This is a genomic window from Cytobacillus gottheilii (assembly GCF_001636345.1).
GTDB classification, from domain to species: domain Bacteria; phylum Bacillota; class Bacilli; order Bacillales; family Cytobacillaceae; genus Cytobacillus; species Cytobacillus gottheilii.
In genome coordinates, this window is record NZ_KV440945.1 from 4294071 (window position 1) to 4316520 (window position 22450).

Below are 22450 nucleotides of genomic sequence, written 5' to 3' on the forward strand. Positions count from 1 at the left end.
CTCTTAGTTATTATTTTGATCGGCTTCTGTTTCACTCTCTTCGGATGAATCAGCTGCACCATCTTCGGCTTCAGCTTCTTCATTCACTGCTTCCTCTTCCTTCTCTGGCGGCTGTTCTTCCTCCACAGTGTCTTGATCTGGCTGATCTGGCAGCTGAGCTGGAGATATATCCTCTTTTCCTACATTGGCCTTTAAGACTCTTACCTTGTCGGCGTAATTTTGCATATGTATGAGTCTAGGAGCGTCTTCTATACTAACTTCAAGCGCCACACCAGCGAAGTCCTCTTCCGTTCCCTGTGCAAAGGCAACAGGTACATCTCTCATGAACACTTCTGTCTTTTGCTCACCATTATTGTCTGTTGAAACAACGATATCGACACGATCCAATGTCTCAACCACTTGATCAAACTGAACCTTTTCAGAAGGATACATAGCGACAAGACGATTGTTTTCATCCCGCAATTCAGTAAACGGCTTTAACATATTATTAGTAATGATTTCTCCTTCTGCTAATGGCACTACAGAAACATTATTGATAATTTCATCTTTATCTGTTATGTGCGCATCATTCAGAAACTTATTCGGGATGTCCATCGTTCTAATTTGACTGCCCTCAATTAATGTCCTAACAGGGATATTGCCATTCGCAATATATATTTTCGTCATCCCTCCCAATTCAGCATTCAGATCTCTTACCTTATCCAGAACAAGATATCCCGCTCCAGCTGCTAACAGAAAGGCAAGCAATAAAAATATGGCGGCTCTTCTCTTCGACTCTAACATCCTGTTTCTTCTCTCCCACAGTAGTTCTTTTGTTTTTTTAGAAAGCAATTCAGCTGCCCACGCGTTAAGCTGGTCAGCAGCTCTTATATTTTGAGAAGAAAATAGCTCTTGTTCTCTATATCGTTTGTTCAGCTGTTTTCATTTTCAAAACATAAGAAATATTGGAAAACTTTTCCCTACCTTATACCTCGGTTAAGATCAAATAAACCTATGCTTTTAGAAAATTTTTCTTCTTTGATGCTATATATTAACTAACACGCGTTCACATTTCCGTCAAACTCTCTGGGACAATGTCGAAATATGTCTGATAAATATTCCCTATTATTCTCTCAAAATCGAGATTTTTACTTGGTACCATTTCCCCAGCAAATAATAGGAGCATTGATATTTTTTTAAAGACAATTTTAAATTTTCCTTTTCTTATATTACAAATGTTACAAATAGTAGTTATTTTTTCTTATTTTCCTTTTAATCAAGTGTTTTGAAATGTGATTGTTCGTGGATAAATAGTTTGAATTAAGAGTAATATTTCACTTCTAGGGTATTTGTTCTTATTAAAGAACGGAAAGTTTATGAGAAATTAGGCGGACAAGCTTCTTATTGTTTTAGAAATACTGAAATATTTGCAGGCGTTAAAATAAAATATTTTTTATAAAACTTATAAAAAAGAGGTTTAACTTAAATAAGTGCGGGGTAAGGGGTAATACCGTTTCCCTATTTTTCCTATAAAGGAATCTTTTGAGTTGATGTGCAAATAACCACAGATAGTAAGCAAATATAAGGGGGTAATCAAAATAGGAGAAGAAGTGATTAAAAGTCTCGTGGATCATTCTCCTGATCCGGTCATGCTGTTACGGGACGGAATGATTATTTATAACAATCAACATGCTGCGGATTTGTTTGGATTTCTCCACAAAAACGCACTGGTGGCCAGCAATATTTTTATGTCTGTATCACCTGCTTCGCTGCTCCCGTTTCAACAATTGCTTTTGAACCAGAAACAAGCGAGCACCGTTAATTTTGAAGAATTTATATTTTACCGGCATGAAGGAGATTGCTTTGAAGCAGAGGTTAAAGCAATTCCCGTAATATTCCAAGAAGAAAAAGCTGTTTATCTCCTAATTAGAGACACAAAAGAACGAAAGAAAACAGAAGAACTTTTACTGCAAACGGAAAAACTAATGGCCGCTGGTCAGCTGGCTGCTGGCATTGCTCACGAAATACGCAATCCATTAACAGCCATAAAAGGGTTTCTTCAATTAACTGAAGATCAGCATAACGATTCAAAGCCATATTTTGAAATTATTCACGCAGAAATAGACAGAATCGAATTAATACTGTCTGAGTTGTTAACTTTGGCGAAGCCAAAAGAAATGAAGTTTAAAATTATTAACAAGGTGAAGGAGCTGCTTGAAGATGTAACTACCTTAATAGAGACACAGGCCATCCTAAACAATGTTGAAATTATAACAAATATGAGTTCCTGTACACCTTCTATTGAATGTGACGAAAACCAGCTAAAACAAGTTTTTATCAACTTACTAAAAAATAGTATTGAAGCAATGCCGGATGGCGGAAAAATCATCATTGGTCTGGAGGTTATACAGGGTTCTATCCAAATTGCCTTCCGTGATAATGGACCAGGAATTCCAGATCATTTACTCAATCGTGTGCAAGAACCTTTTTTTACGACAAAAGAAAAGGGCACTGGATTAGGTTTAATGATCAGCAAGCAAATTATTGAAAATCACAGCGGCCGCTTTCATCTTTCCAGCGATGCAAAGGGCACTTCAATTATAATAACTCTTCCAATTACATACCCGGGTTCTGAGGCTGTAAACATATAATAAATAAATATTTTTAATCCCCCTTAAAACCTATTCATTCTGCGGAAAAACAACCGATATATTTAAGAGAATGAATAACACGGGGGAAGAATTATGAACGCAATTGATCAAATGAGGCTTGAAGATTTACAAGGCAAGAACAAGCTTATGCTTTTCAGCTATTTAGGCTCTTCATCTTTAGTCATTATTAGCCTAATCGCATTGAGCAGTTTTACTTTATTGACTTATTTTACACTCTTTCAAATTTTCGCTTATGCTTTAGCTTACTTTATAACGAAAAAAGTAAAAAAAGATCTTCTTTTTCCATATATTATTATAATAGGAATGAATATCTTTAACCTCTTTACTTTCATGATTGAAAAAGGGAATTTAACAGGAGTTATTACGGTATTCCTATTTCTAGTATTTGCAGCAATTCCCTTTCAAAAAATCCTTTATGCTATTGGGCTATTTTTCGGCCTGATCACCATTAGCCTCAACTGCTTTTTTCCAGCAGAGGGTTACTCTTATCTAAAAGACGAATTTATTGGGTTCTTTATTTTATTCTTATTATCAGGCATCATTTTAGCGGTTTTAATCTATATGAATCAAAAACAATTTAAACAGCTTCAACTATTCTTGGAGAATGCAAGTACAGAAGCAGACTTAAAAGAAAAGCAAAAACTTCAGTTAGAAAAAGAAATGTCAACGATTGTGGAGAGCATACAAAAGGTAAACGAAAAGGTACAATATAGCGTACATGCTCAGGATGAAATGCGAACTGCTATTAATGAAGTTTCATCCGGCAGTGCTGCACAGAGTGAACAGATTTCTTCGATTGCGGATAATGCACATAGAAATGTTCGAACGATTACCGAAATGAATCAAGCTACTGATCAGCTGATACAAGATTCACTTCAATCGAGTGCTTTTGCTGAAAGTGGCCACAATCTAGCTGAACAATTATCACAGGAAATGCATCAGCTCCAAAGCGTAATTACAGATTTACAGGAAAACTTTACAACCTTGGCACAAAAAATAGCAGAAACAAATCAATTTGCTAATGATATCGGGCAAATTACAGAACAGACCAACTTGCTTGCTCTTAATGCTTCTATTGAAGCGGCACGTGCCGGCGAAGCTGGGAAAGGCTTCTCTGTAGTAGCAGAGGAAATCCGAAAGCTTGCAGATATCACCAAAGAAACAACTATTAAAATTACTGATAACTTAAGAGATGTTAACCATTCAAACGAATTAGCCCAAAAGAATATGAAAACAAGCAGCAGCAGCTTGCTTAAGAGTGTTCAATCTGCAAATGAAGTCAGCACAACCTTTAGTGAGCTTAATGTCATGTTAAAAAGCATCAATGGAAAATTCATGGAGTTTGCAAAGCTGGCTGGCGTTGTAGGGAAAAATAGCGAAGAGGTAGAATCTTCTACAAATGAATTTGCCGCTCTCATTGAACAGGCAACAGCCAGTCTTCAACAAGTGGGAGCATCTATAGAAACACTTACCGAAGATCAGCATTTGGTTGCTTCTTATATGAGAAACACCGCGGAAAGTGCAGAAAAGGTGAAGAAGAGTTTTGCTTAAATAGAGAATTTAAAAGAGCCAGGGATGCTGTTATCTGCATCCCTGGCTCTTTCTTTTATCTTATGGATTCACTAAATGAACAGGCGTTTCTCCATTCACGGCTTTTAGAAGATCGGACGCTGCAACTTCTGCCATGATATTTCTCGTACTTATACTAGCACTTCCAATGTGGGGCAGTGTGACAACGTTTGGCAATGTCAGTAATGGATGATCTAGCGGAACAGGCTCTTCTTCAAATACATCCAAGCCAGCAGCCCATATCTCTCCATTTTTAAGGGCGTCATACAAATCCTTTTCATTTACAATTCCACCGCGTGCTGTATTAATTAAAATTGCATTTTCTTTCATCATTTTAAAGTGTTCAGCATGAATGAGATTTTTCGTTTCGTTTGTATATGGCGTCATAATACAAACATAATCGGAAGTCTGAAGAAGTTCATCCATTGATACATAGGTCAAACCAATCGACTCTTCCGCATCTGGCTTCCTGCTTCTATTATGATACACTACATTCATATTGAATCCTTTTGCTCTTCTTGCAATTGCTTCTCCAATTCTTCCAAGTCCAATGATCCCTAATGTACGATTATAGATATCCTGACCTGTCAACAGCATTGGCGACCATGTTTTCCAATCTCCAGCTCTTAGAAAGTCAGATGCTTCCGTTATTCTTCGCGCTGTCGCCATAAGAAGGGCAAACGTTAAGTCTGCAGTGGTCTCTGTTAGAACACCAGGAGTATTCGTTACCTTAATCCCCTTCTCACTCGCAGCTTCTATATCAATATTATTGTAGCCAACAGCTAGATTGCTGATGACTTTAAGTTTGTTCGCTTTCTGAATTAAGGCAGCATCAATGCTGTCTGTAAGCATGCAAAATAATCCATGAGCTTCAGTAATTTCTTTTTCCAAAACATCTCTGGGCACAGGAGTATCTTCATATTTCCAAACTGCCACTTCACATGTTTCTTCCAATTTTCGTATAACTGCTTCAGGTATTTGCCTTGTGATAAAAACTTTTGGTTTCACCCTTATCCCCCGCCTCTCTAATCCTATTAGCATCTTCATGAAAACGCTTAAGGATATATAGAAAATTATAACATATTAGCTCTTTTTTTATATTCAAGAAACACTGCATATCTAGAAGATCATTATCAACTCTGAATCTTACTAACTACTCACCAATCTATGGTTATCTACAAAAAAACTCTCCTGCCATTGGGCGGAAGAGCTCTTAATATACCTAAAATCATGAAAGCTGCATGGTAGTAATACAAGTATCGTCTCCTTTAAAAGAGGAAATGGTTGAGTCTGCTTTTTTGCCTTTATATGCAATAGAAATTTTATATGTCTGATCTCTTGGAATCCATAAGTCAATGAAGCCGTTATCTTGAGATTTCATTACTTCATCTACAACCGCATTTCCTTCCTCATCTTCGATATATACAGCAAATTCTTCATTCGCCATTTCGCCTTGGCATCCGGTTAAATTATGAAGAGAACATGGATGTGTTTCATTTAAATATGGAGCAATTGATACAAAGAACTCATCTTTCGGCAGCTCATAACTATGCTCACTTCCATCACTTTTCGCAACAATTAAATCATGTGAAGTAATCGAAGCCGAATCTTTCCCCATATCACTTGTGCTATAATCTTTTACCAGTTCTTTTATGTCTATCGTTTCCTCTTTCACTTCATACTCAACATTAGAAACTAAAAAAATAATAGCAGCTGCCACTAAGGCCATTCCCAATATGATTGCCTTTTTCCTCATACTGTCTCCTCCTAATCTGCAAATGCAAACCATTACATTTATAGAATAGCATGTAGCAGGAAGGAAGAATGTGGAGAATTTAGCACAAATTTTTATCTGCTAGAGACATCTTACTGTCTCATAAATGATCTATTTTATAAAATAGATTAATTATGAGATTCTGTTAATTCTTAAATATGAAATTGATATAAAGAACATGAGCCTTGTTATAAGCTCATGAATAGTTATAGCGTGTCCTGAAGTTTTCTTTGCTTGAAGGCCGTGTATTCAGTTGCCTTTTCTGCACATATATTATAGAAGAAACACTATTTTAGTGATATTTCAGTAAGAGATTAGAAAACAATAAGTTAACTAATTTCATTTAAAAGTAGCAAGAAGAAATGGATCTCGAAAGTATCTTAATAGGTTTGATCTATTAGCTCAACAGAAATAAAAAAGTAAAAGCATTCAGACAATAAGCCAAAATGGGCACAATAATTAATCTTAATATGAGAAATGACAAAAAATTAGACATAAGTGCTAATTCCTTTTTTTCAGTTAGCTTAACCATTAGACAGCATGGTATGCATCCTGAAAACTGCATGAATTTTTCTCTTAATACATCAATTGTATTGGCGCAGCTTTAGGAACAGATGAAAAGGAGCTTGGGTCCTGAACAACATAGTAAAAGGAGCATCCATCTGTTCATTGATGGATGCTCCTTTTATAAATCACACTGCCGCTGCACTTACATTCCCTGCAGTTTCTTTTATGTTTTCTGCTGCTGTCTCTTCACCACGTTGATTCCAGGCAGCTATAATTTCTTCAACTTCGTTTTTTAACTCTTTAATATTATTTGCTTCGTGCACAAGAATTTGCATTGTTTGCAGTTCATCATCACTGATTTCAATGAGCTCTTCAAACATTTCAACAGATTCACGTGAAATAGCTGCGATTTCTCTAATCGTTGACATGATCTGATGTGAACTGGATGAGATCTCTTCTGTGCTCGCTGAAGAATTGACATTATTATCAGCAATAATTTTTGTCGTTTCTAAAATTTTCTCGAACATGTTTCCAACTTCGATAATCGTAGAGTTCGTATCTGTGAATTCAGAAGTTCCCTGTTCCATTGATTTTACAACAATAGTGGTTTCTTCCTGAATATTTTTCACGATGTCTGATACTTCTGATGAAGACTGGCGGGATTGTTCAGCAAGCTTTCTGACTTCATCGGCCACAACCGCAAATCCTTTACCATGCTCTCCTGCACGTGCTGCTTCAATTGCTGCATTTAGAGCCAGCAAATTGATTTGCTCAGATATACCTGTAATTACTTTTACAATGGTGCCGATTTCATACGATTTTTCACCAAGCTTTTGGATGGCATCATAGGTAACGTTGACCGTTTGATTGAATTTTTCCATCTTCTTTAATGAATCTTTTAGCTTCTCATTGCCTTCTTGCGTTAATTCCACGGTAGTGTTTGATTGTTCAGAGATATGGTTAGAGCGGATTGATAAATCTTCAATAGCTTGTGCCATATCTTCCATGGAAACAGAGCTTTCTTCTGTAGAAATTAATTGTTTTTGAAGTCCTCTGCCTACCTCATCAATGGCCGCTCGTACAATATCAGCTTTTTCAGCAGCGTATTCACCACTTTCAACAAGGGTTTCCGAAGTCGTATGAACATCTTTTGCAAACACAGAAAACTTTTCTCTGGCATGAGCTAAAAACTCAATCAGCTGGTTAAAGTGAGCATGAGTTTCACTTTTTTCATCCACTTTGCTGATCATCTTTCCAGCTGATAGTTCCTTCATGCCCTTTGTAATTTCACTATGAATATGCGAGTGGCGTTTCAGTGAAAAATAGCGGAAAGCAAAATAAACGGTTGTTACCAATAAGACCACAATAATTCCAATTAAAATAGCTTCCATAATCAATTAATTCTCCTGACTCTATATTTAATAAGTTCTTATGCAAGTTTGTTTACTATTTAACAATAAATTTTACAAGGAGCTTGTATGCTAAGATGAAATCCTAAAGTTCCTTCACAAGGATATATGTTCCGTCTGCTACCTCTGAAGGAATTCCCTTTAATCGATCATGGTTTTTATATTCATAAACAATATAATTTCCGCCAAGATCTTTGTATCTGGTCATATTATGATACTTTTCCATCACACGAATGGATTTAGGATTTGTCGCTTCACCAAGGACAAAATTTAATCCTTCTGTACTTGCCTTATCGATCAGCATAGCACCTAACTGCTTAATAATGTCATGGCGCCCATGTTCAGCTCTGACTCCTAACATAAAAAGGTGCAACAGTTCACCATCTGCTATCTCTCTGCCATGGCGCGCTTGAAAATCTTCCATAAAACGCTTGTCCACATCTTCGAGCACACTAAGAAGAATATTCATATCAGAAAAAGATCCTTCGAAAATATCTTCTCCGATAATTTCAGGTGCATTCGTATCGCCAACAAGAGCTCCTACTACTTGGTCCTGCTCATCCATAGCCACTGCACAATATCCTTGATCAGCAACAGAAGTTAAATAGCCATGAATAAAATCGTAAAGGTCTTCATATTCAAAATTCAGCTGGCCAACCATAGGCTCCTGCACCCATTTCCCTGAAACATCAACACCCAAAAAAGAGCGTGCCAAACATTCAGCTGTCTTTGAAATCAAATCTGTCTGTTCCTGCTCTACTATACGGTATGTATATAGTGATTGTGTCGTTTGCATATGCTATCTCCCTTTATTCAGATTGATTGCTGTTTGCTGAATTACCTTTTAATCGAATGAGGTAATTGATCCACAAAAGTACCGGTAAATTCAATTCTCTCTAAAACATTTCTAATTTGAACCTGAGCAATTTTAGAAGTTGGCTTAAGAACGAGGAAATCTTTAAATCCTAGGGAATTATAAAACTTCATCGTTTGTTCCATCTGTGGAACAACCTTTGATGGAGTCGGCTTTTGATACGTTGCATCAATAACAAATGTGTACTCTTGTCTTGGCACCCGATTAATTGTTTCCTGCAAATCTCCCATATACTCTGCTGCATCTTCTTCTCTCATTGCGCCTGCACGCACCTGGACATGAACTTCCTTCTGATTCTCATTAATGGCCATCATATATTTCTTTTTATCTACTACAATCATCCTCTAAATCTCCTTTTTATGTTGTCGTTTTCTACTTTGCTGTGTACTGCACTCTTTTCCAACCTGAGCCTAATAAACATAAAGAAAACTTGCCGAGTGACAAGTCCTAAAAGGACACAGACAGAGGCTTAGTTGCACTTATACTACAGTCCTAAAACCAGCCACTGCATCGAGCCTTCTTCTGCGCTGCTCATTTATACTTTTTATAAGTATAAAAAAGGCTATCCTAGACAAGGATAGCCAATTAATCACTTTACATTAATTTTGGCAACCCGACTATCATTATCCATACGGATGTTAGACTCGTAGCTTTGCGTCCTTACCTTTCGATAAGTTTGCCTTTATCATATTCAGAAAATAGTACTTATATCATGATGAAAATATCCTACTTTATTATATAGAAACTGGCAAGTTTTGTCGATAATTGTAACTATAGATTAACAATCTTTACACAAATTCGAGTGCAGAAGGGGTTGTGGGTTTTAGGGACAGGTCCATAGACCCGGTTTGGCGTTGCTTAGAGAGACAGGTTTCTCCTCTAATTTAGGTAATCATACCTATCCAACGCGTAAAAAAAATGCCTCCCAAAAGCAGCAGCTACATGGTCAGACATCTCTATTTCCAAATAAATGATTTAATTCTATTCTATTTAAAACAAAATCTTCTAATGTATATCCGTACAAAACATTCAGGAAAGCTTGCAATGCCTCGTATAGGGCGTTTTTCAATTTACAAGCCGGTGAAATGGAGCAATAGCCTTCTCCCTGTTTAAAACAGCCAACAATGTGAAAGTCTTCTTCTGTTTCGTAGACTACCTTTCCAATATTAATATCCTTTGGGTCTTTAGCAAGACGAATTCCGCCATTTCGTCCGCGTATAGTTTCGACATATCCTAATTGCCCTAAGTGATGAATAATCTTCATTAAATGATTTTTGGAGATATTATAAGAATCCGCTATTTCTTGAATGGTGCTTAATTTCTCAGATCCCTTTAGAGCTAAAAATATTAAAACACGGAGAGAATAATCCGTATAGTTTGTTAGTCTCATCCTTGTTAATGCTCCTTAATTCGTTTCCTAGTATTATATCTAGAAAAGCAGACAAGTGGCAAGCGCAGCGAATCTGATATTTGTCTGGTTTCCCAATATTTCTGATCGCAGAAGCAATGGTTCTTCATACTTCAAACCAGTATAATATTTCAAATTCCCTTCTTAAATGTGACAACTTTTCAAAAGATGTATATAAAATATATCTTTTATTGCCACTATTATTATATTATAAACATGCATATAAAATACATGTTAACCCAGAGGGGATGTTATTATGTTAAGCCAAGAAACGATTAAAATCATTAAAAGTACAGTTCCTGTTCTTGAAAAACACGGCAAAGCAATTACAACTCATTTTTACAGTCAAATGTTATCTAAACACCCTGAATTACTGAACATTTTTAATCATGCTAACCAAAGGGAAGGCCGTCAGCAGACTGCTTTAGCAAATACTGTTTATGCAGCCGCTGCAAATATTGATAACTTAGGCGCAATTATTCCTGTTGTTAAGCAAATCGGACAAAAACATAGAGCACTTGGCGTACTGCCAGAACATTATCCAATTGTAGGAGAAAATTTATTAGCTGCCATTAAAGCTGTATTAGGAGATGCAGCTACCGATGAGATCATCCATGCGTGGGCAGAAGCCTATGGAGTGATTGCTGATGCGTTTATTGGCATTGAAGCAGAAATGTATAAAGAAGCGAAGGAACAGCCAGGCGGATGGGCTGGATTTAGAAACTTCATTGTTGAGCGCAAAGTAAAAGAAAGTGATGTCATCACTTCGTTTTATTTAAAGCCTGAGGATGGCTTGGACATTGCCTCTTACCAAGCCGGCCAGTATCTTACTGTAAGAGTTCAGCCTGACGGAGATCCATATACCCATATCCGTCATTATAGCTTATCTGCTGCACCCGAAAAAGACTATTACCGCATAAGTGTTAAGCGTGAAGAACAAGGTGCGGTGTCTTCTTATCTTCATCTGGATGTTCAGGAAGGAGATGTTTTGGAAGTTAGTGCTCCGGCTGGTGAATTTATGCTGGAACAAAACGAACTTCCAGCAGTTTTAATCAGCGGCGGTGTCGGATTGACTCCAATGGTCAGCATGCTGCACACCATTATACAAAAACAACCTAACAGAGAGGTTACGTTTATTCATGGTGCCTTGAACGGTAATGTCCATGCTTTAAGAGATGAAGTGACAGAGGCTGCAAGTAAATCAAAGCATGTGAAAAGTTATGTTGCGTATTCCAATCCATCTGAACAGGATCGAAAAAGTCAGAATTATGATAAAGAAGGTTTCATAGATTCAGAGTGGCTTAAATCAATCGCCGGAACTTCTCAGGCCGACTTTTATTTCTGCGGCCCTGTGCCTTTTATGAAAATGATCTATGCTGCTCTTAAAGAATGGGGAGTGCCATCAGAACAAATGCATTTTGAATTCTTTGGACCTGCTGATGAAATTGAATAAATTTACTATAAATACAATTAGCCCGGCATTTCAGCCGGGCTTTTATAACATATGGCCATTTTTAAAGTTACTTTACGGTCCCATATCTCCTATAAAAAATTAAAGATTTTTCCCATTGGAGCTGATAACATCTTTATACCAATAGAAAGATTTCTTTCTTTTTCTCTCTAGCGTACCACTTCCATCATCATGCTTGTCCACATAAATGAAGCCATATCTTTTTGAATATTGTCCGGAAGAATTGCTCACTAAGTCAATACAGCCCCAAGTAGTATAACCAATTAGGTTGACACCATCTTCAATTGCTTCTGCCATTGCTTTTATATGATCCCGCAGGTAGTCAATGCGATAATCGTCGTTAATACTGCCATCCTCTTCAACCTTATCGTATGCTCCCAGCCCATTTTCAACTACCATTAGAGGTTTCTGATAACGGTCATATAACTCATTTAACCCGATCCGCAGTCCAGCTGGGTCGATTTCCCAGCCCCAATCACTTGATTGAAGGAATGGATTTTTCACACCGCCAATTAGGTTTCCTTCCCCAATCTCTTCTGCTTTCTTTTCTTTCTTCTCTGTTCTGGACATATAATAGCTAAGGGAAATAAAATCAACTGTCCCTTCTTTAATTAATTCTAAGTCACCCTGCTGCATATCAATTTTTATATCATTTTCCTTGAAATACCGCTGAATAAATGTCGGATATTCCCCGCGGACTTGTACGTCTCCACAAAAGAAATTAAAGACTCTTCCTTCTTCTAGTGCGTACATAACGTTTTCCGGATTACTATCATAGGAATAGGTCGGTGCGTAAAGAAGCATACAGCCAATTTGTGAATCTGGAATTATTTTATGGGCAAGTTTTACGGCGATCGCACTTGCCACAAATTGATGATGAAGACCTTGAAAGCTTTCTTGTAAACGGGTTTCATCACTTGTTGCAGAAAAACCCAGACCAAAGAGCGGAAAATGTGTAGCACTATTGATCTCATTAAACGTTAACCAATACTTCACTTTATTCTTATAGCGGTTCAATATAACCGTAACATAGCGCTCGAAATATTCAATTAGCTTTCGGTTCTTCCACCCGCCATATTCTTTAATCAAATGTAAAGGTGTTTCATAATGGGCAATGGTTACCAGCGGCTCAATGCCATACCTTTCAAGTTCATCAAATACACGGTCATAAAAGGCTAAACCTTCTTCATTTGGCTCCTGTTCCACACCTTTCGGAAAAATGCGGCTCCAAGCAATACTCAGACGAAATACCTTAAAACCCATTTCCGCAAACAAAGCAATATCTTCCTTATATCGGTGGTAAAAATCAATTGCCTCATGGTTGGGATAGGAGTATTTCTCTTTATCCATTTCAAAGTCAAAACCAGCCTGCGACAAAAGCTTCAATCGAGCTGGTCCGCCAGGCAGGACATCCGCGAGATTCAGACCTCTTCCTCCCTCAAGATAGCCGCCTTCTATTTGATTAGCCGCAGTGGCTCCACCCCATAGAAAATGTTCTGGAAACCCTTTTTCATACAGCATCTTATTACCTCCTATAATGGTAGGACTTAAAAAATTTGATTTTGATAACCTTTTTAATGTTCATCCAAAAATTAGCATGCACCAGTTATGATCAAATCATAGCTAATGTACTATAAAAAGATCTCAACAAATGGAAAAACAGCACAGGTCTTTTTTAAAAGCTGCCTGTATAATTGTTTTTTCCATCTCTTTTAACCTCATACATAGCATGATCTGCTTTACTGATTAATGTGGCCACATCTGTGCCATCGTCTGGATACATACTGATGCCGATACTCCCAGTCACTTGAAACGCATGACCATTAAGCACAATAGGCTGCCGCAGTGAATCTAAGATTCGCACTGCCTCTGCCTTTACTGCCAATTCATTGTCTGGATCCTCTAGAATAACAATGAACTCGTCGCCTCCATAGCGGCAAACAAAAGTGGTTTTCCCAACACACTTTTTAATTTGTTCTGCTGTTCTTACTAAAATGAGGTCTCCTGTTTCATGACCAAACTGATCATTAAAATCTTTAAAGTTATCAAGGTCAATAAACAATACAGCTGCATTTTTGTGTTCCATCATCTCATTCATTAATTCCGATACTTTTTTATAGAGAGAGCGCCTGTTCGGCAAATTCGTCAATACATCATAATACGCCTGGTATTCAATCACTCTTTCAAGTTCTTTTCTTTCTGTTATATCATGCGCAATTGTAGAAAGAAATTCGACCTTTCCATTGTCAGATTTATGTGCCACAATCATTTGTGACACCGGTACCTGTTCCCCGTCACTTCTAAGAATGGAGGTTTCTCCTTTCCAATGCCCATTCGCCATGGCAGCTGGAATTCCATTATGTTTAATTGTCTCATTTACCCATCTTTGTTTCGCTGTTTTACTGCCCGATTGTTCTTCACTGATTCCCAGCATTCTGCGTGCTGCCGGGTTGTAATATAGACTATTTCCTTCTGTATCTAATGTTGCTTCGTCAGTCCAAAAATGCGCTTTCTCTTTAGATAGATTTTCCATTGTGCACCATCCTATAGTGTTAAACCAATAGGATTATTATAACAGATACTAGGGGAGATAAATGAACTAGGAAATTGCATTTTTAGCAGCCTTTTCACTAACATTTCCATCTAATATCTCACTAACATTCAGATTTATAATACATAAATTAATAAAAGCAGCCTTCCAAAGCTCGAGTAACTTAAAATAGACTTCTTTTTTTATTGAATTCATACTATACATGTCTAATTAATGTCATACTTCGAAAAAATACTTTATTAACTCTTTAAACGGCAAATAAATTAGTTCTCATCTACTTAACTGGTAAACCAATTTTTAGAATAAGATTATTAATAAGTTTCAATTTTCACTTTACCAGAGTTAGTATCCATTTTTATTATCGGAGATGTTTCTTCTGGGTTATTAATCCGCCCGGATAAAATATCTCCATCGTCCAGCTGAAGATCAAACTGATCATCAACACTGGATGTATCGGTATTTACATTTGTCTCAATAAAAAAGGATGCATCCTGTGGTGACAGGATCGTTATATCTCCAGAAGTATTGGATATAGAAAGGTTATCTTTCAATTCTCCCATTTCCATCATAAGATTGCCAGAAGTCATTTCTATGTCACCTTGACCGCTGATATTATACATTTTGATGTCCCCGGAGGTAGCCTGAACAGTAAACTTCTCTCCCATAAATCCGCCAATATTATGATTACCTGATGTTGAGATTAAATTGAAGGATTTCGCCTCAATGGGAGACGTGCTAAGTTCCTTGCTAGTTACATTGATGTTTACTTGTTCATATTGCTTTTCCGGTATTTGTACAGTAAGCTCGAGGCCAGATTCAACCCATTTCGTACTGATTTGTTCTGCAAGTGCAGCATGGAATGTGCTTTCTTCTATCCCCGTTTCGAGAATACCGTCCTTATCTTCCTCTTTCCCAGCATAGGTCCCATTTAAATGAACCGAAATCTTATTATCATCCACTGTATCTACAATTAATTTTGTACTTGGTGCATCGATATTGATGGTATGAATATCTTTAATTTCCTCTTCGCTATATTGATAGGATTGGGAGATTTTCTCACCTTCAAACGGCTGGCAGCCAGTTAATATAAAGGCAGCGGCAGCTAAAAATACATAAGAACTTATTTTCCTCATCCAATTAACTCCCTTATTAAAGTATGTGGACTATTGAATTGTCCAGCCTCCATCAACAATTAAATTATGCCCGGTAATCATACTGGAGGAATCAGAGCTCAAAAATTCAACTGCATTCGCAACATCTTTTGGTTCAGCATAAGAACCTAATGGGATTTTTGTTAATTCCTGATCCAAAAATTGATTACTATACAATAAATGTTTATTTTTCTCTGTAAGAACAAATGTAGGAGAAACGCAATTGGCTCTTATTTTATATGGTGCCAGCTCTAATCCAAGAACTTTTGTCAGTTGAACCAGGCCGGCTTTACTTACGCAATATGGCACTCTCTCTTTGTTGGCAGCAACAGCATGCTGCGATGAAATGGTTGTAATGGATCCTTTAATAGAATGAAGAATCATATTTTCTGCGACAGCCTTCGACAGCAAAAATGTCCCCACCCAATTAATATTCATGACTTTCCTTAAATCATCAGCGGTCCACTCAAAGAAGTTTCTTAAAATATTGATTCCGGCAACGTTTACTAAGTCATGGATAGGATAATTGGCGAGAACCGACTTAGTGAAAGCTGTTATGTCTTCATCATTTTCTAAATCAAGTACAAATGTTTTGACCCTTCCTTCTTCATGCTTAATCATTTCTTTTAGAGAAGCCATTTCGCTGGAGATCTCAGTAGCTATTATTTTATAATTCCTATTTAAAAACACTGAAAGAATTTCTTGCCCAATTTCGCTCGCCGCCCCTGTGATTAAAACAGTCTTAGCCATAGTCTTTTCACCCATTTTAACTGTATTGAATTTGTTTTACGATGGTATTTTTTAAAATAGTGACCATTGAGTCGATTTGGTCCAAGGTTACAATATAAGGCGGAAGCAGCATAATGCCTGTTGAATATTTATTATTATAGGGATAAGACAGCAAGCCATCTTCCTTTAAGTCTGTAACAAACTCAAGGACCTTGGAAAAATCATTTTCCATCTCTAATTCAATTCCAATCATCAGACCGTGTATTCTTACTTCTTTAATAAAGGAAACTTCCTTTTTCAATGCCTCTAGCCTTTGTTTAAAATAAGCTCCCTTGCGGTTAACAATTTCACCATAATTTTCTCTCTCTAAGATTTCGATTGTTTTAACACCTGCTGCACAGCAAAGAGGGTTTGCATTCTGCGTCGAAAAATGGTTAATAAAGTCATGGTCTTTGATCATTTGTGACACTTCATTGCCAATCAGGACTGCCCCAAGCGGCAAAACGCCATTGTTCATCCCTTTTGATAAGCATAATATATCAGGCTTTATGTTCATTTCCTGATAAGCAAACTTAGGTCCGGTGCGGTAAAAACCCGTGCTAATTTCATCAAAAATCAGCAGTACTTCATACTCTCGGCACAATTCTTTTAACCTCTTAACATACGACTGAGGTAATTTCACAACCCCGGATACCCCAAGGATCGGTTCAAGCAGAAACCCTCCTAACTTTTCTCCGTACTTAGTGAAGAACTTTTCTAAAGATTGTATAGCAGCCTGTGTTGTCTGCTTTGACTCAAACGGAATTGGCAGATAAGCGAAACCCTGCAGCATCGGCCCATAAGGTCCATAATATTCCCGATCAACACCCGTTGCGGTCATTGAACCGTAATGTGTTCCATGATAGGAGGTTTCAAATACGGCAATGTATTTTTTCTCATGCTTCTCCTTTGAAGCCTGATGCCTTCTAGCCAGTTTAATAGCTAGTTCTACAGCTTCTGAACCTGTACATGTAAACATGGTTTTAGCAAAATCACCATCTGCAAAGTGTATTAATCTGTCTGCTAACTTATACACAACATCTGTACAGCATGTCCAAGGATTAATGAAGCCAACTTCCGCCATTTGTTCTGCTATCGCTTGCTCGATCTCTTTATTTCCATGTCCTAAAATCACATTCCATAAGCCGCCAATCCCGTCCAATAGTTCTTTGTCTTTGCTATATACATAGACACCCTCTGCTTTTATCACATTCTCTATTTTTCCATAATCTTTACGAGGCAGTATTGGATGTATGATTCTATAATCGTCCATTTGCATGCTCCTCCACTCTTTTAACGTCTATCCTAATTCCAGCCTTTTCACCAAATAAGTTAGCCATGGATAAAAGCTTTTCAAATGAGTTTCCGTTGAACCCGTACGTTTTCGCCATATATGCTTCAATATCTTCTCTGCTCTCTTCAAAAAGAGATCCTTCTAGGATAACAGCAAGCGGGCTATTTATTTTATAGAATTTCATAGAGTGATTTATAAATACATAAACTTCATTATTTACTAAAAATAGAAAAAAATTTTGATAACCAACAGGCAGGTCTTGAATATGATCTCCTTGGTAAAATAACTTTTTTTCTTTGGTGGAAAATTGAATCATATCTGATTCTGCTAATTGATTTAATCTGCTATTCACAAAACTTTTTAATATATTTCTGATTCTTATGTAATCTGGAACAAAGGCTTGCTGCTGGCGGATCTGACAGTATTTTTCCTTTAGTTCTGTTTCAGCCGTCATTTTGACACAGCTTGGACAGTGATGAGCCACGGGGCATCTGCTGCAATTAGATAAAATAAAGGCTTTTGAATAACTTTCCTCAAATAAATCACTTATTGATTGGTGAATGATTTGATCAGGCTGAACGGTATAACAAACAGGTGAATGTAAAACCTTCTCTCCGTCTCCTAAAGCCATTCTCGTTCCTGTTTTTAAGGAGCACATCGATTTTTGTGCCCACATGCATTCATCTTTTATATGCGGCAGTATTTCTTTCACTGACATTAAACCGCCATTATAGAAATCGTTCAAAAGATTCGAAAATATCTCAAAGTCTTCGTTTGTATCCATTGTTAAGAATATTGGCTCGCCGGTATGGTTAAGTTTTGTTTGGCTGCTGAAATATTCGTTAAAGCCAAGGACGGTAAAATTCTGGTTATATATTTGGTTTTGAGTATGTATTTTGACAGAGAAACCATCATCAATCTCTTGAATATGCAATTGTGCAATACCAAACCAATCAGGATGATGGGTTCGTTCTTCGGCGCGGAAAATGATTGAAGAGTTAATATTACTAGAGTGCAATAAGCGCTGCTGTGTCTCGTGATGCGTTATTATATCTGCTGTTTCTAAGAAAAGATGCTTTAATTTTGTATAACGAAAATTCGGCGGATACATACCTGTAATAAAGGTTTTGAAGCCATTTAACAGAGAGTTTATGAGCTGACTTTCATCGGCTGGCTCAACTGTTTGCTCGATAACATGGATATTGCCTAAAGAGGAACTTCTATCTTCTGCAAGCTGTAATATCCTATCGATTATTCTTCCATTTGCTTTGTTTTTATAAAAGATGTATTCACTAAATCTGTCTTTGGTAAGAAATGTGATCAGCTGCTGATACGAGTGAAGTTTTATTTTCCTTTCTTCCTTACTTAAAAGAAGGTGTTCTTTATATGTTAAATTAATGTCAAATAATCCGCTGGCCTCTTGATTAATATTTACCAAGTATTTCCCCATGGTTTAACTCCTTCATAATAAGTAAATAAAAAAGATAACGATATTTTTAGAGACTCTCTTATAGCTCGCATATAATCCACATTAGATTTTTGTTTTTGCAGATTTATGATAAGATTACTTTTATGAGACGTATGATGACCTATTTAAGATGTATGATCATAATCCGCTTTGCATATAATGTGAATAGCGGATTACGAAGCAGCTGCTTCTGGAAGGGCAGTTACATCATTAAGCAGTAATTGATACTCTCTGAAAGAGGAGACTGATCAATGAACATTCCCAGTGTCCATTGATCAGTCAAATCATCAAGTACAGCAAGAAGAGCAGCAAGAGCTGGAGCCGCATGTTGAATACACATTGTCTCCTGAACTTCCGCTTGATGCAGCTGTTTCTGGAAGGGCAGTTACATCATCAAGTTCGATTACTTCAAAATCTAAATCTAAATTCAATTCGTTTTTCATCTTTTTCACCTCCTAAAATTTGATGTGATGATTCGATTCCTTCATTAAGTACAGCAAGAAGAGCAGCAAGAGCTGGAGCCGCATGTTGAGTACACATTGTCTCCTGAACTTCCGCTTGATGCAGCTGTTTCTGGAAGAGCAGTTACATCATCAAGTTCGATTACTTCAAAATCTAAATCTAAGTTCACATCCACCTTCACTTTTTTCACCTCCTTAATTGTTCTGGTGCGTTTATCAAGTACAGCAAGAAGAGCAGCAAGAGCTGGAGCCGCATGTTGAGTACACATTGTCTCCTGAGCTACCGCTTGATGCAGCTGTTTCTGGAAGAGCAGTTACATCATCAAGCTCAATTACTTCAAAATCCAAATCTAAATTTAATTCGTTTTTCATCTTTTTCACCTCCCTTCAAGTCATATTCATACAAACCGGACAAGCTATATTTTTTCTGATCTCTTTGTATGCAACATAATTTTTATGTAAATCAAAAATAAATTGCTTTCCTATAATACTTGAGAAGCCGCTATTGTACTGATAAGATTCATCGATCATTAAATCCAGCATCTCAGATTCAATTGTTCTAAAAAAATAATCTTTTAATTCATCATCTGTTTTATCAGAGCTGGCACTATGTTCAATTAATTTTTCATCAATTGAATCAATACAATGGAGGCACCCATGAATTTTTTGATTTAGTCTTGGCCCCATTAACATTCTTTGTTTTTTCAAGTCTAAGGTAAAGGCCAAAATAAATGGATTCCATTCACCCAGTCTATATATCTGCTCCTTCTGAAAATAGCTCAGCTCTTGTTTAGCTGCTATAATGACCCATCGGTTTTTTATTTCTTGATGGAATACATCCTCATTCAACTTTGAGAAGCTGCCAATTTCCATCAGCCTTTTTGTAAATGGAAGATCTATAAATTCTTGGGAGAATATGAAATGAAAATGATCGTTCTCTGTTTTTTTCATTAGATTCTGATATAAATGATAATGCTCCCGAGGGCTGATCATGTCTTGATATCGGGATAAACCATTATAAAGCCAATTCCTAATCTTATAGTTTTTAAGCTCAATGAAGATCTTGTCCTTTAAATGTCTGATCAGAGCCAGTAAATTAGACTGCCTGCCCGCTAATTCAATCTCCCTCAGCTGGTGCTCAACGGCTAAACCGCTGGACCATTTTTGAATGATAACGAGCTCTTCAGAATGCCAAGTATTTACAGGTATTTTATACTTTGGAAGTTTGGAGCTTTTGTTTATGATGAGTAAATGATTATCCTTTAGCTGCAGATCATAATATGGGTCAATTCTATGATTAATGGAAATAAGATTATCTGCTAATTGTGCTGCAGCCAAATGAACCCCTCCTTTATCTATCCTAACGCAACCATATAAATACAACTGTTCTCCCGATGATCAATTTCTAAAAATTCTTCTACCTTATCTTCATAAAAGCCGCACATTGGCAAAGATTTTTTTTGTAAAATCGTCGCAGCTAATTGAATGTTTTGTCCAATATGCCCAGCCTCAATAGTCGCCAGCCGTTTACTTAAGAGTCCATACTTTGCAAATATCCATTTATAATTAGCAACCATGAAAGTTAATATTTTCGTGTCCTTAAATGAAAAAGGAAATTCAAGGTCTAAGTTCGTTATTGGTGAGAGCTCTTCAAGCTGCTCCAGTGATGATTTCCCTTTCAAACGCTGTATGAAGTGATCGTCGCCATGATATTTATACAAACCCTCTTCTATTCCTTCAACATCCTTTAAATATAGGTATATCTCAATCGGCAGCATCGATCCGCCTGATGGATATGTTCTAAGCTTTAATGTTTTATGTGCTGGCTCTCCATTTTTATTTAAATAGGGAATTTCTTTTTCTCCCGATACACCAAAAGAGAGGCTCATCCATTTAAACAATTCATCCTCCGACCATTGGCAGTCAAATTCAGCTAGTGAATGCGTGCGCCGTTCGAAGAAAACTCTAGCGTTTTCTTCCACATTCTCTTTTTTCAGCAGGGGTATTTCGATTATGTCAGCTGATTCCCTTTGTAATTGATGTGCCGGAAAATCATAGTGGTGGTTTGGCCTTTGCTCTTCCCAGAGATCATGGATGATTTTACTTTGCTGCTCCATCTGCTGAAAAAGTTCAGAGTCAAAGAAAGAGTAATGTATTTTAGATTTATATTCCCGCAGGGTTTTCAAGGACAGCCCCTCCTATCCCGGACTGATTACTGCTAAAATGCTGACTTAAATAATCACTGATACAGTATTCAATAAACGGAGAAATCCCAAAGCGGTTATTTGTCATATGTATATGGGAAGCAGCAATTCTATGAATATATAATTCATCATCTACAGCTTCTCTTACTTGTGCCAGTTCTTTTTTCATTAGGTGAATATATGTTTTTACAGTGCCATTATTATTTAGTGCATTGTAAAATTTGGATATACTATTTTCATTAGCAGTAAAAAGTTCCATCACATCATTTGTTTCATTGCCAGCGGCAAATGATTCCCAATATTTCTTATAGAAGATCGTAAATTGTTTATTATCTTCCATGTCCTCGAACTCCAGCAGTTCTTCTATTAAGATCCTTGTCATCGCAAGTCCTGCGATAAACTTTTTAGCAGGGTCTGGCCTTAATGTTTTCAGCAAGCAGCAAATTAACTCGCTTGAGTGCATAAATATGGACTCTGAATAACTCATAACCTCTTTTCCGCCATACCGGGAAATTTCCGGCATGTACGGGATGTTTTGCACGCTCCGATGATCATACCAGGGCAGTTCTTCCATCGAAATGGTTTCACCGTCAAATTGATGGTTCTGATAGTAATTTGCTTTAGTTAAAGGCTTTTCATCAGGTGTGTTTGCCCAGTATAACCTTACATGATTTTCGATTTGCCCAATCAGCAAATCCTGCTGTTCCGTTATAAATCGGAGGCGGAGATGTGGTCCGCCTTCCCAATATCTTATAAAAAACCATTTCTGTACCAGTCCAGAATTTTTGTTATCCGTCATTTTTTCATATATTGATAGAATGAAAGGATCATAATTTCTCATATCATGGTCAAAAATATGCAAGGAAACCCATTTGTTATTCATACAATCC

The 22450-nt window shown here is 37.1% G+C and carries 22 protein-coding genes and 1 riboswitch; of the genes, 3 read left to right on the forward strand and 19 right to left on the reverse strand.

What is annotated here, in order from left to right:
• Positions 1–3: 3 nt before the first annotated feature.
• A complete protein-coding gene (locus tag A6754_RS20800) occupies positions 4–783 on the reverse strand; it encodes an SAF domain-containing protein (protein WP_066450471.1) in 780 nt (259 codons plus the stop codon).
• A gap of 806 nt (positions 784–1589) precedes the next feature.
• Here A6754_RS20800 and A6754_RS20805 point away from each other — a divergent pair.
• Both A6754_RS20805 and A6754_RS20810 read left to right on the forward strand, forming a co-directional pair.
• The gene (locus A6754_RS20805; protein ID WP_066450475.1) at positions 1590–2630 is read left to right on the forward strand and encodes an ATP-binding protein; all 1041 of its coding nucleotides are present in this window, start codon (positions 1590–1592) and stop codon (positions 2628–2630) included.
• Positions 2631–2723: 93 nt separating this feature from the next.
• Positions 2724–4202 carry a methyl-accepting chemotaxis protein gene (locus A6754_RS20810; protein WP_066450478.1) on the forward strand — a complete coding sequence of 493 codons (1479 nt, stop codon included), beginning with the start codon at positions 2724–2726 and terminating at the stop codon, positions 4200–4202.
• Positions 4203–4262: 60 nt separating this feature from the next.
• On the opposite strand, the gene A6754_RS20815 is transcribed toward A6754_RS20810, so the two are convergent.
• The 6 genes from A6754_RS20815 to A6754_RS20840 all read right to left on the reverse strand — a co-directional run bounded on the left by A6754_RS20815 (position 4263) and on the right by A6754_RS20840 (position 10174).
• Positions 4263–5228, reverse strand: coding sequence for a 2-hydroxyacid dehydrogenase (locus tag A6754_RS20815; protein WP_066450481.1), 966 nt, complete (start codon positions 5226–5228; stop codon positions 4263–4265).
• A gap of 220 nt (positions 5229–5448) precedes the next feature.
• Complete coding sequence (locus A6754_RS20820) at positions 5449–5949, reverse strand: CueP family metal-binding protein (protein WP_257299256.1); 501 nt, start codon at positions 5947–5949, stop codon at positions 5449–5451.
• 737 nt (positions 5950–6686) lie between these two features.
• Positions 6687–7892 carry a methyl-accepting chemotaxis protein gene (locus A6754_RS20825; protein ID WP_066450487.1) on the reverse strand — a complete coding sequence of 402 codons (1206 nt, stop codon included), beginning with the start codon at positions 7890–7892 and terminating at the stop codon, positions 6687–6689.
• 103 nt (positions 7893–7995) lie between these two features.
• The gene (locus tag A6754_RS20830; RefSeq protein WP_066450489.1) at positions 7996–8706 is read right to left on the reverse strand and encodes a hypothetical protein; all 711 of its coding nucleotides are present in this window, start codon (positions 8704–8706) and stop codon (positions 7996–7998) included.
• Between the two features lie 41 nt (positions 8707–8747).
• Positions 8748–9125 (reverse strand): hypothetical protein, encoded by a 378-nt coding sequence (locus tag A6754_RS20835; RefSeq protein WP_066450492.1) that lies wholly within the window; start codon positions 9123–9125, stop codon positions 8748–8750.
• Between the two features lie 263 nt (positions 9126–9388).
• Positions 9389–9475, reverse strand: a riboswitch (cyclic di-GMP riboswitch).
• A 255-nt stretch (positions 9476–9730) separates the two neighbouring features.
• On the reverse strand, positions 9731–10174 hold the full coding sequence (locus tag A6754_RS20840; RefSeq protein ID WP_066450495.1) for an Rrf2 family transcriptional regulator: 444 nt from the start codon (positions 10172–10174) through the stop codon (positions 9731–9733).
• 274 nt (positions 10175–10448) lie between these two features.
• On the opposite strand from A6754_RS20840, the gene hmpA reads away from it, so the two are divergent.
• Positions 10449–11645, forward strand: a complete 1197-nt coding sequence (gene hmpA, locus A6754_RS20845; RefSeq protein ID WP_066450498.1) for an NO-inducible flavohemoprotein — start codon at positions 10449–10451, stop codon at positions 11643–11645.
• 99 nt (positions 11646–11744) lie between these two features.
• Here hmpA and A6754_RS20850 read toward each other — a convergent pair whose 3' ends face one another.
• The 12 genes from A6754_RS20850 to A6754_RS20895 all read right to left on the reverse strand — a co-directional run bounded on the left by A6754_RS20850 (position 11745) and on the right by A6754_RS20895 (position 22443).
• Positions 11745–13184 carry a glycoside hydrolase family 1 protein gene (locus A6754_RS20850; RefSeq protein ID WP_180320253.1) on the reverse strand — a complete coding sequence of 480 codons (1440 nt, stop codon included), beginning with the start codon at positions 13182–13184 and terminating at the stop codon, positions 11745–11747.
• Between the two features lie 154 nt (positions 13185–13338).
• Complete coding sequence (locus tag A6754_RS20855) at positions 13339–14196, reverse strand: sensor domain-containing protein (protein ID WP_066450501.1); 858 nt, start codon at positions 14194–14196, stop codon at positions 13339–13341.
• A 329-nt stretch (positions 14197–14525) separates the two neighbouring features.
• Entirely contained in the window at positions 14526–15347 is an 822-nt protein-coding gene (locus tag A6754_RS20860) for a DUF4097 family beta strand repeat-containing protein (RefSeq protein WP_066450504.1), read from the reverse strand.
• A 30-nt stretch (positions 15348–15377) separates the two neighbouring features.
• A complete protein-coding gene (locus tag A6754_RS20865; RefSeq protein WP_180320254.1) occupies positions 15378–16115 on the reverse strand; it encodes an SDR family NAD(P)-dependent oxidoreductase in 738 nt (245 codons plus the stop codon).
• 16 nt (positions 16116–16131) lie between these two features.
• A complete protein-coding gene (locus A6754_RS20870; protein WP_180320255.1) occupies positions 16132–17406 on the reverse strand; it encodes an aminotransferase family protein in 1275 nt (424 codons plus the stop codon).
• Positions 17393–18877, reverse strand: coding sequence for a hypothetical protein (locus A6754_RS20875; protein WP_066450512.1), 1485 nt, complete (start codon positions 18875–18877; stop codon positions 17393–17395). The genes A6754_RS20870 and A6754_RS20875 overlap by 14 nt, the downstream gene beginning before the upstream one ends.
• Before the next feature lie 305 nt (positions 18878–19182).
• A complete protein-coding gene (locus A6754_RS22560; protein ID WP_082851772.1) occupies positions 19183–19338 on the reverse strand; it encodes a thiazolylpeptide-type bacteriocin in 156 nt (51 codons plus the stop codon).
• 44 nt (positions 19339–19382) lie between these two features.
• Positions 19383–19538: a thiazolylpeptide-type bacteriocin gene (locus A6754_RS23300; protein ID WP_151575816.1), complete on the reverse strand. Its 156-nt coding sequence runs from the start codon at positions 19536–19538 to the stop codon at positions 19383–19385.
• Positions 19539–19572: 34 nt separating this feature from the next.
• Positions 19573–19728, reverse strand: coding sequence for a thiazolylpeptide-type bacteriocin (locus A6754_RS22565; protein WP_082851772.1), 156 nt, complete (start codon positions 19726–19728; stop codon positions 19573–19575).
• A 15-nt stretch (positions 19729–19743) separates the two neighbouring features.
• Complete coding sequence (locus A6754_RS20885; protein WP_066450518.1) at positions 19744–20694, reverse strand: hypothetical protein; 951 nt, start codon at positions 20692–20694, stop codon at positions 19744–19746.
• 17 nt (positions 20695–20711) lie between these two features.
• Complete coding sequence (locus A6754_RS20890; protein WP_066450526.1) at positions 20712–21542, reverse strand: SagB/ThcOx family dehydrogenase; 831 nt, start codon at positions 21540–21542, stop codon at positions 20712–20714.
• A complete protein-coding gene (locus A6754_RS20895; protein WP_066450528.1) occupies positions 21520–22443 on the reverse strand; it encodes a thiopeptide-type bacteriocin biosynthesis protein in 924 nt (307 codons plus the stop codon). The genes A6754_RS20890 and A6754_RS20895 overlap by 23 nt, the downstream gene beginning before the upstream one ends.
• Positions 22444–22450 lie beyond the last annotated feature (7 nt).

What these genes read in the sequence shown, in the direction of transcription:
- A6754_RS20820 (WP_257299256.1), bottom strand. Translation starts at nt 5,949, where the DNA reads ATGGCCTTAGTGGCAGCTGCTATTATTTTTTTAGTTTCTAATGTTGAG.
- A6754_RS20870 (WP_180320255.1), bottom strand. Translation starts at nt 17,406, where the DNA reads ATGGACGATTATAGAATCATACATCCAATACTGCCTCGTAAAGATTAT.
- hmpA (WP_066450498.1), top strand. Translation starts at nt 10,449, where the DNA reads ATGTTAAGCCAAGAAACGATTAAAATCATTAAAAGTACAGTTCCTGTT.
- A6754_RS20840 (WP_066450495.1), bottom strand. Translation starts at nt 10,174, where the DNA reads ATGAGACTAACAAACTATACGGATTATTCTCTCCGTGTTTTAATATTT.
- A6754_RS22565 (WP_082851772.1), bottom strand. Translation starts at nt 19,728, where the DNA reads ATGAAAAACGAATTAAATTTAGATTTGGATTTTGAAGTAATTGAGCTT.
- A6754_RS20825 (WP_066450487.1), bottom strand. Translation starts at nt 7,892, where the DNA reads ATGGAAGCTATTTTAATTGGAATTATTGTGGTCTTATTGGTAACAACC.
- A6754_RS20835 (WP_066450492.1), bottom strand. Translation starts at nt 9,125, where the DNA reads ATGATTGTAGTAGATAAAAAGAAATATATGATGGCCATTAATGAGAAT.
- A6754_RS20855 (WP_066450501.1), bottom strand. Translation starts at nt 14,196, where the DNA reads ATGGAAAATCTATCTAAAGAGAAAGCGCATTTTTGGACTGACGAAGCA.
- A6754_RS22560 (WP_082851772.1), bottom strand. Translation starts at nt 19,338, where the DNA reads ATGAAAAACGAATTGAATTTAGATTTAGATTTTGAAGTAATCGAACTT.
- A6754_RS20875 (WP_066450512.1), bottom strand. Translation starts at nt 18,877, where the DNA reads ATGGGGAAATACTTGGTAAATATTAATCAAGAGGCCAGCGGATTATTT.
- A6754_RS20830 (WP_066450489.1), bottom strand. Translation starts at nt 8,706, where the DNA reads ATGCAAACGACACAATCACTATATACATACCGTATAGTAGAGCAGGAA.
- A6754_RS20895 (WP_066450528.1), bottom strand. Translation starts at nt 22,443, where the DNA reads ATGAATAACAAATGGGTTTCCTTGCATATTTTTGACCATGATATGAGA.
- A6754_RS20850 (WP_180320253.1), bottom strand. Translation starts at nt 13,184, where the DNA reads ATGCTGTATGAAAAAGGGTTTCCAGAACATTTTCTATGGGGTGGAGCC.
- A6754_RS20810 (WP_066450478.1), top strand. Translation starts at nt 2,724, where the DNA reads ATGAACGCAATTGATCAAATGAGGCTTGAAGATTTACAAGGCAAGAAC.
- A6754_RS20800 (WP_066450471.1), bottom strand. Translation starts at nt 783, where the DNA reads ATGTTAGAGTCGAAGAGAAGAGCCGCCATATTTTTATTGCTTGCCTTT.
- A6754_RS20860 (WP_066450504.1), bottom strand. Translation starts at nt 15,347, where the DNA reads ATGAGGAAAATAAGTTCTTATGTATTTTTAGCTGCCGCTGCCTTTATA.
- A6754_RS20865 (WP_180320254.1), bottom strand. Translation starts at nt 16,115, where the DNA reads ATGGCTAAGACTGTTTTAATCACAGGGGCGGCGAGCGAAATTGGGCAA.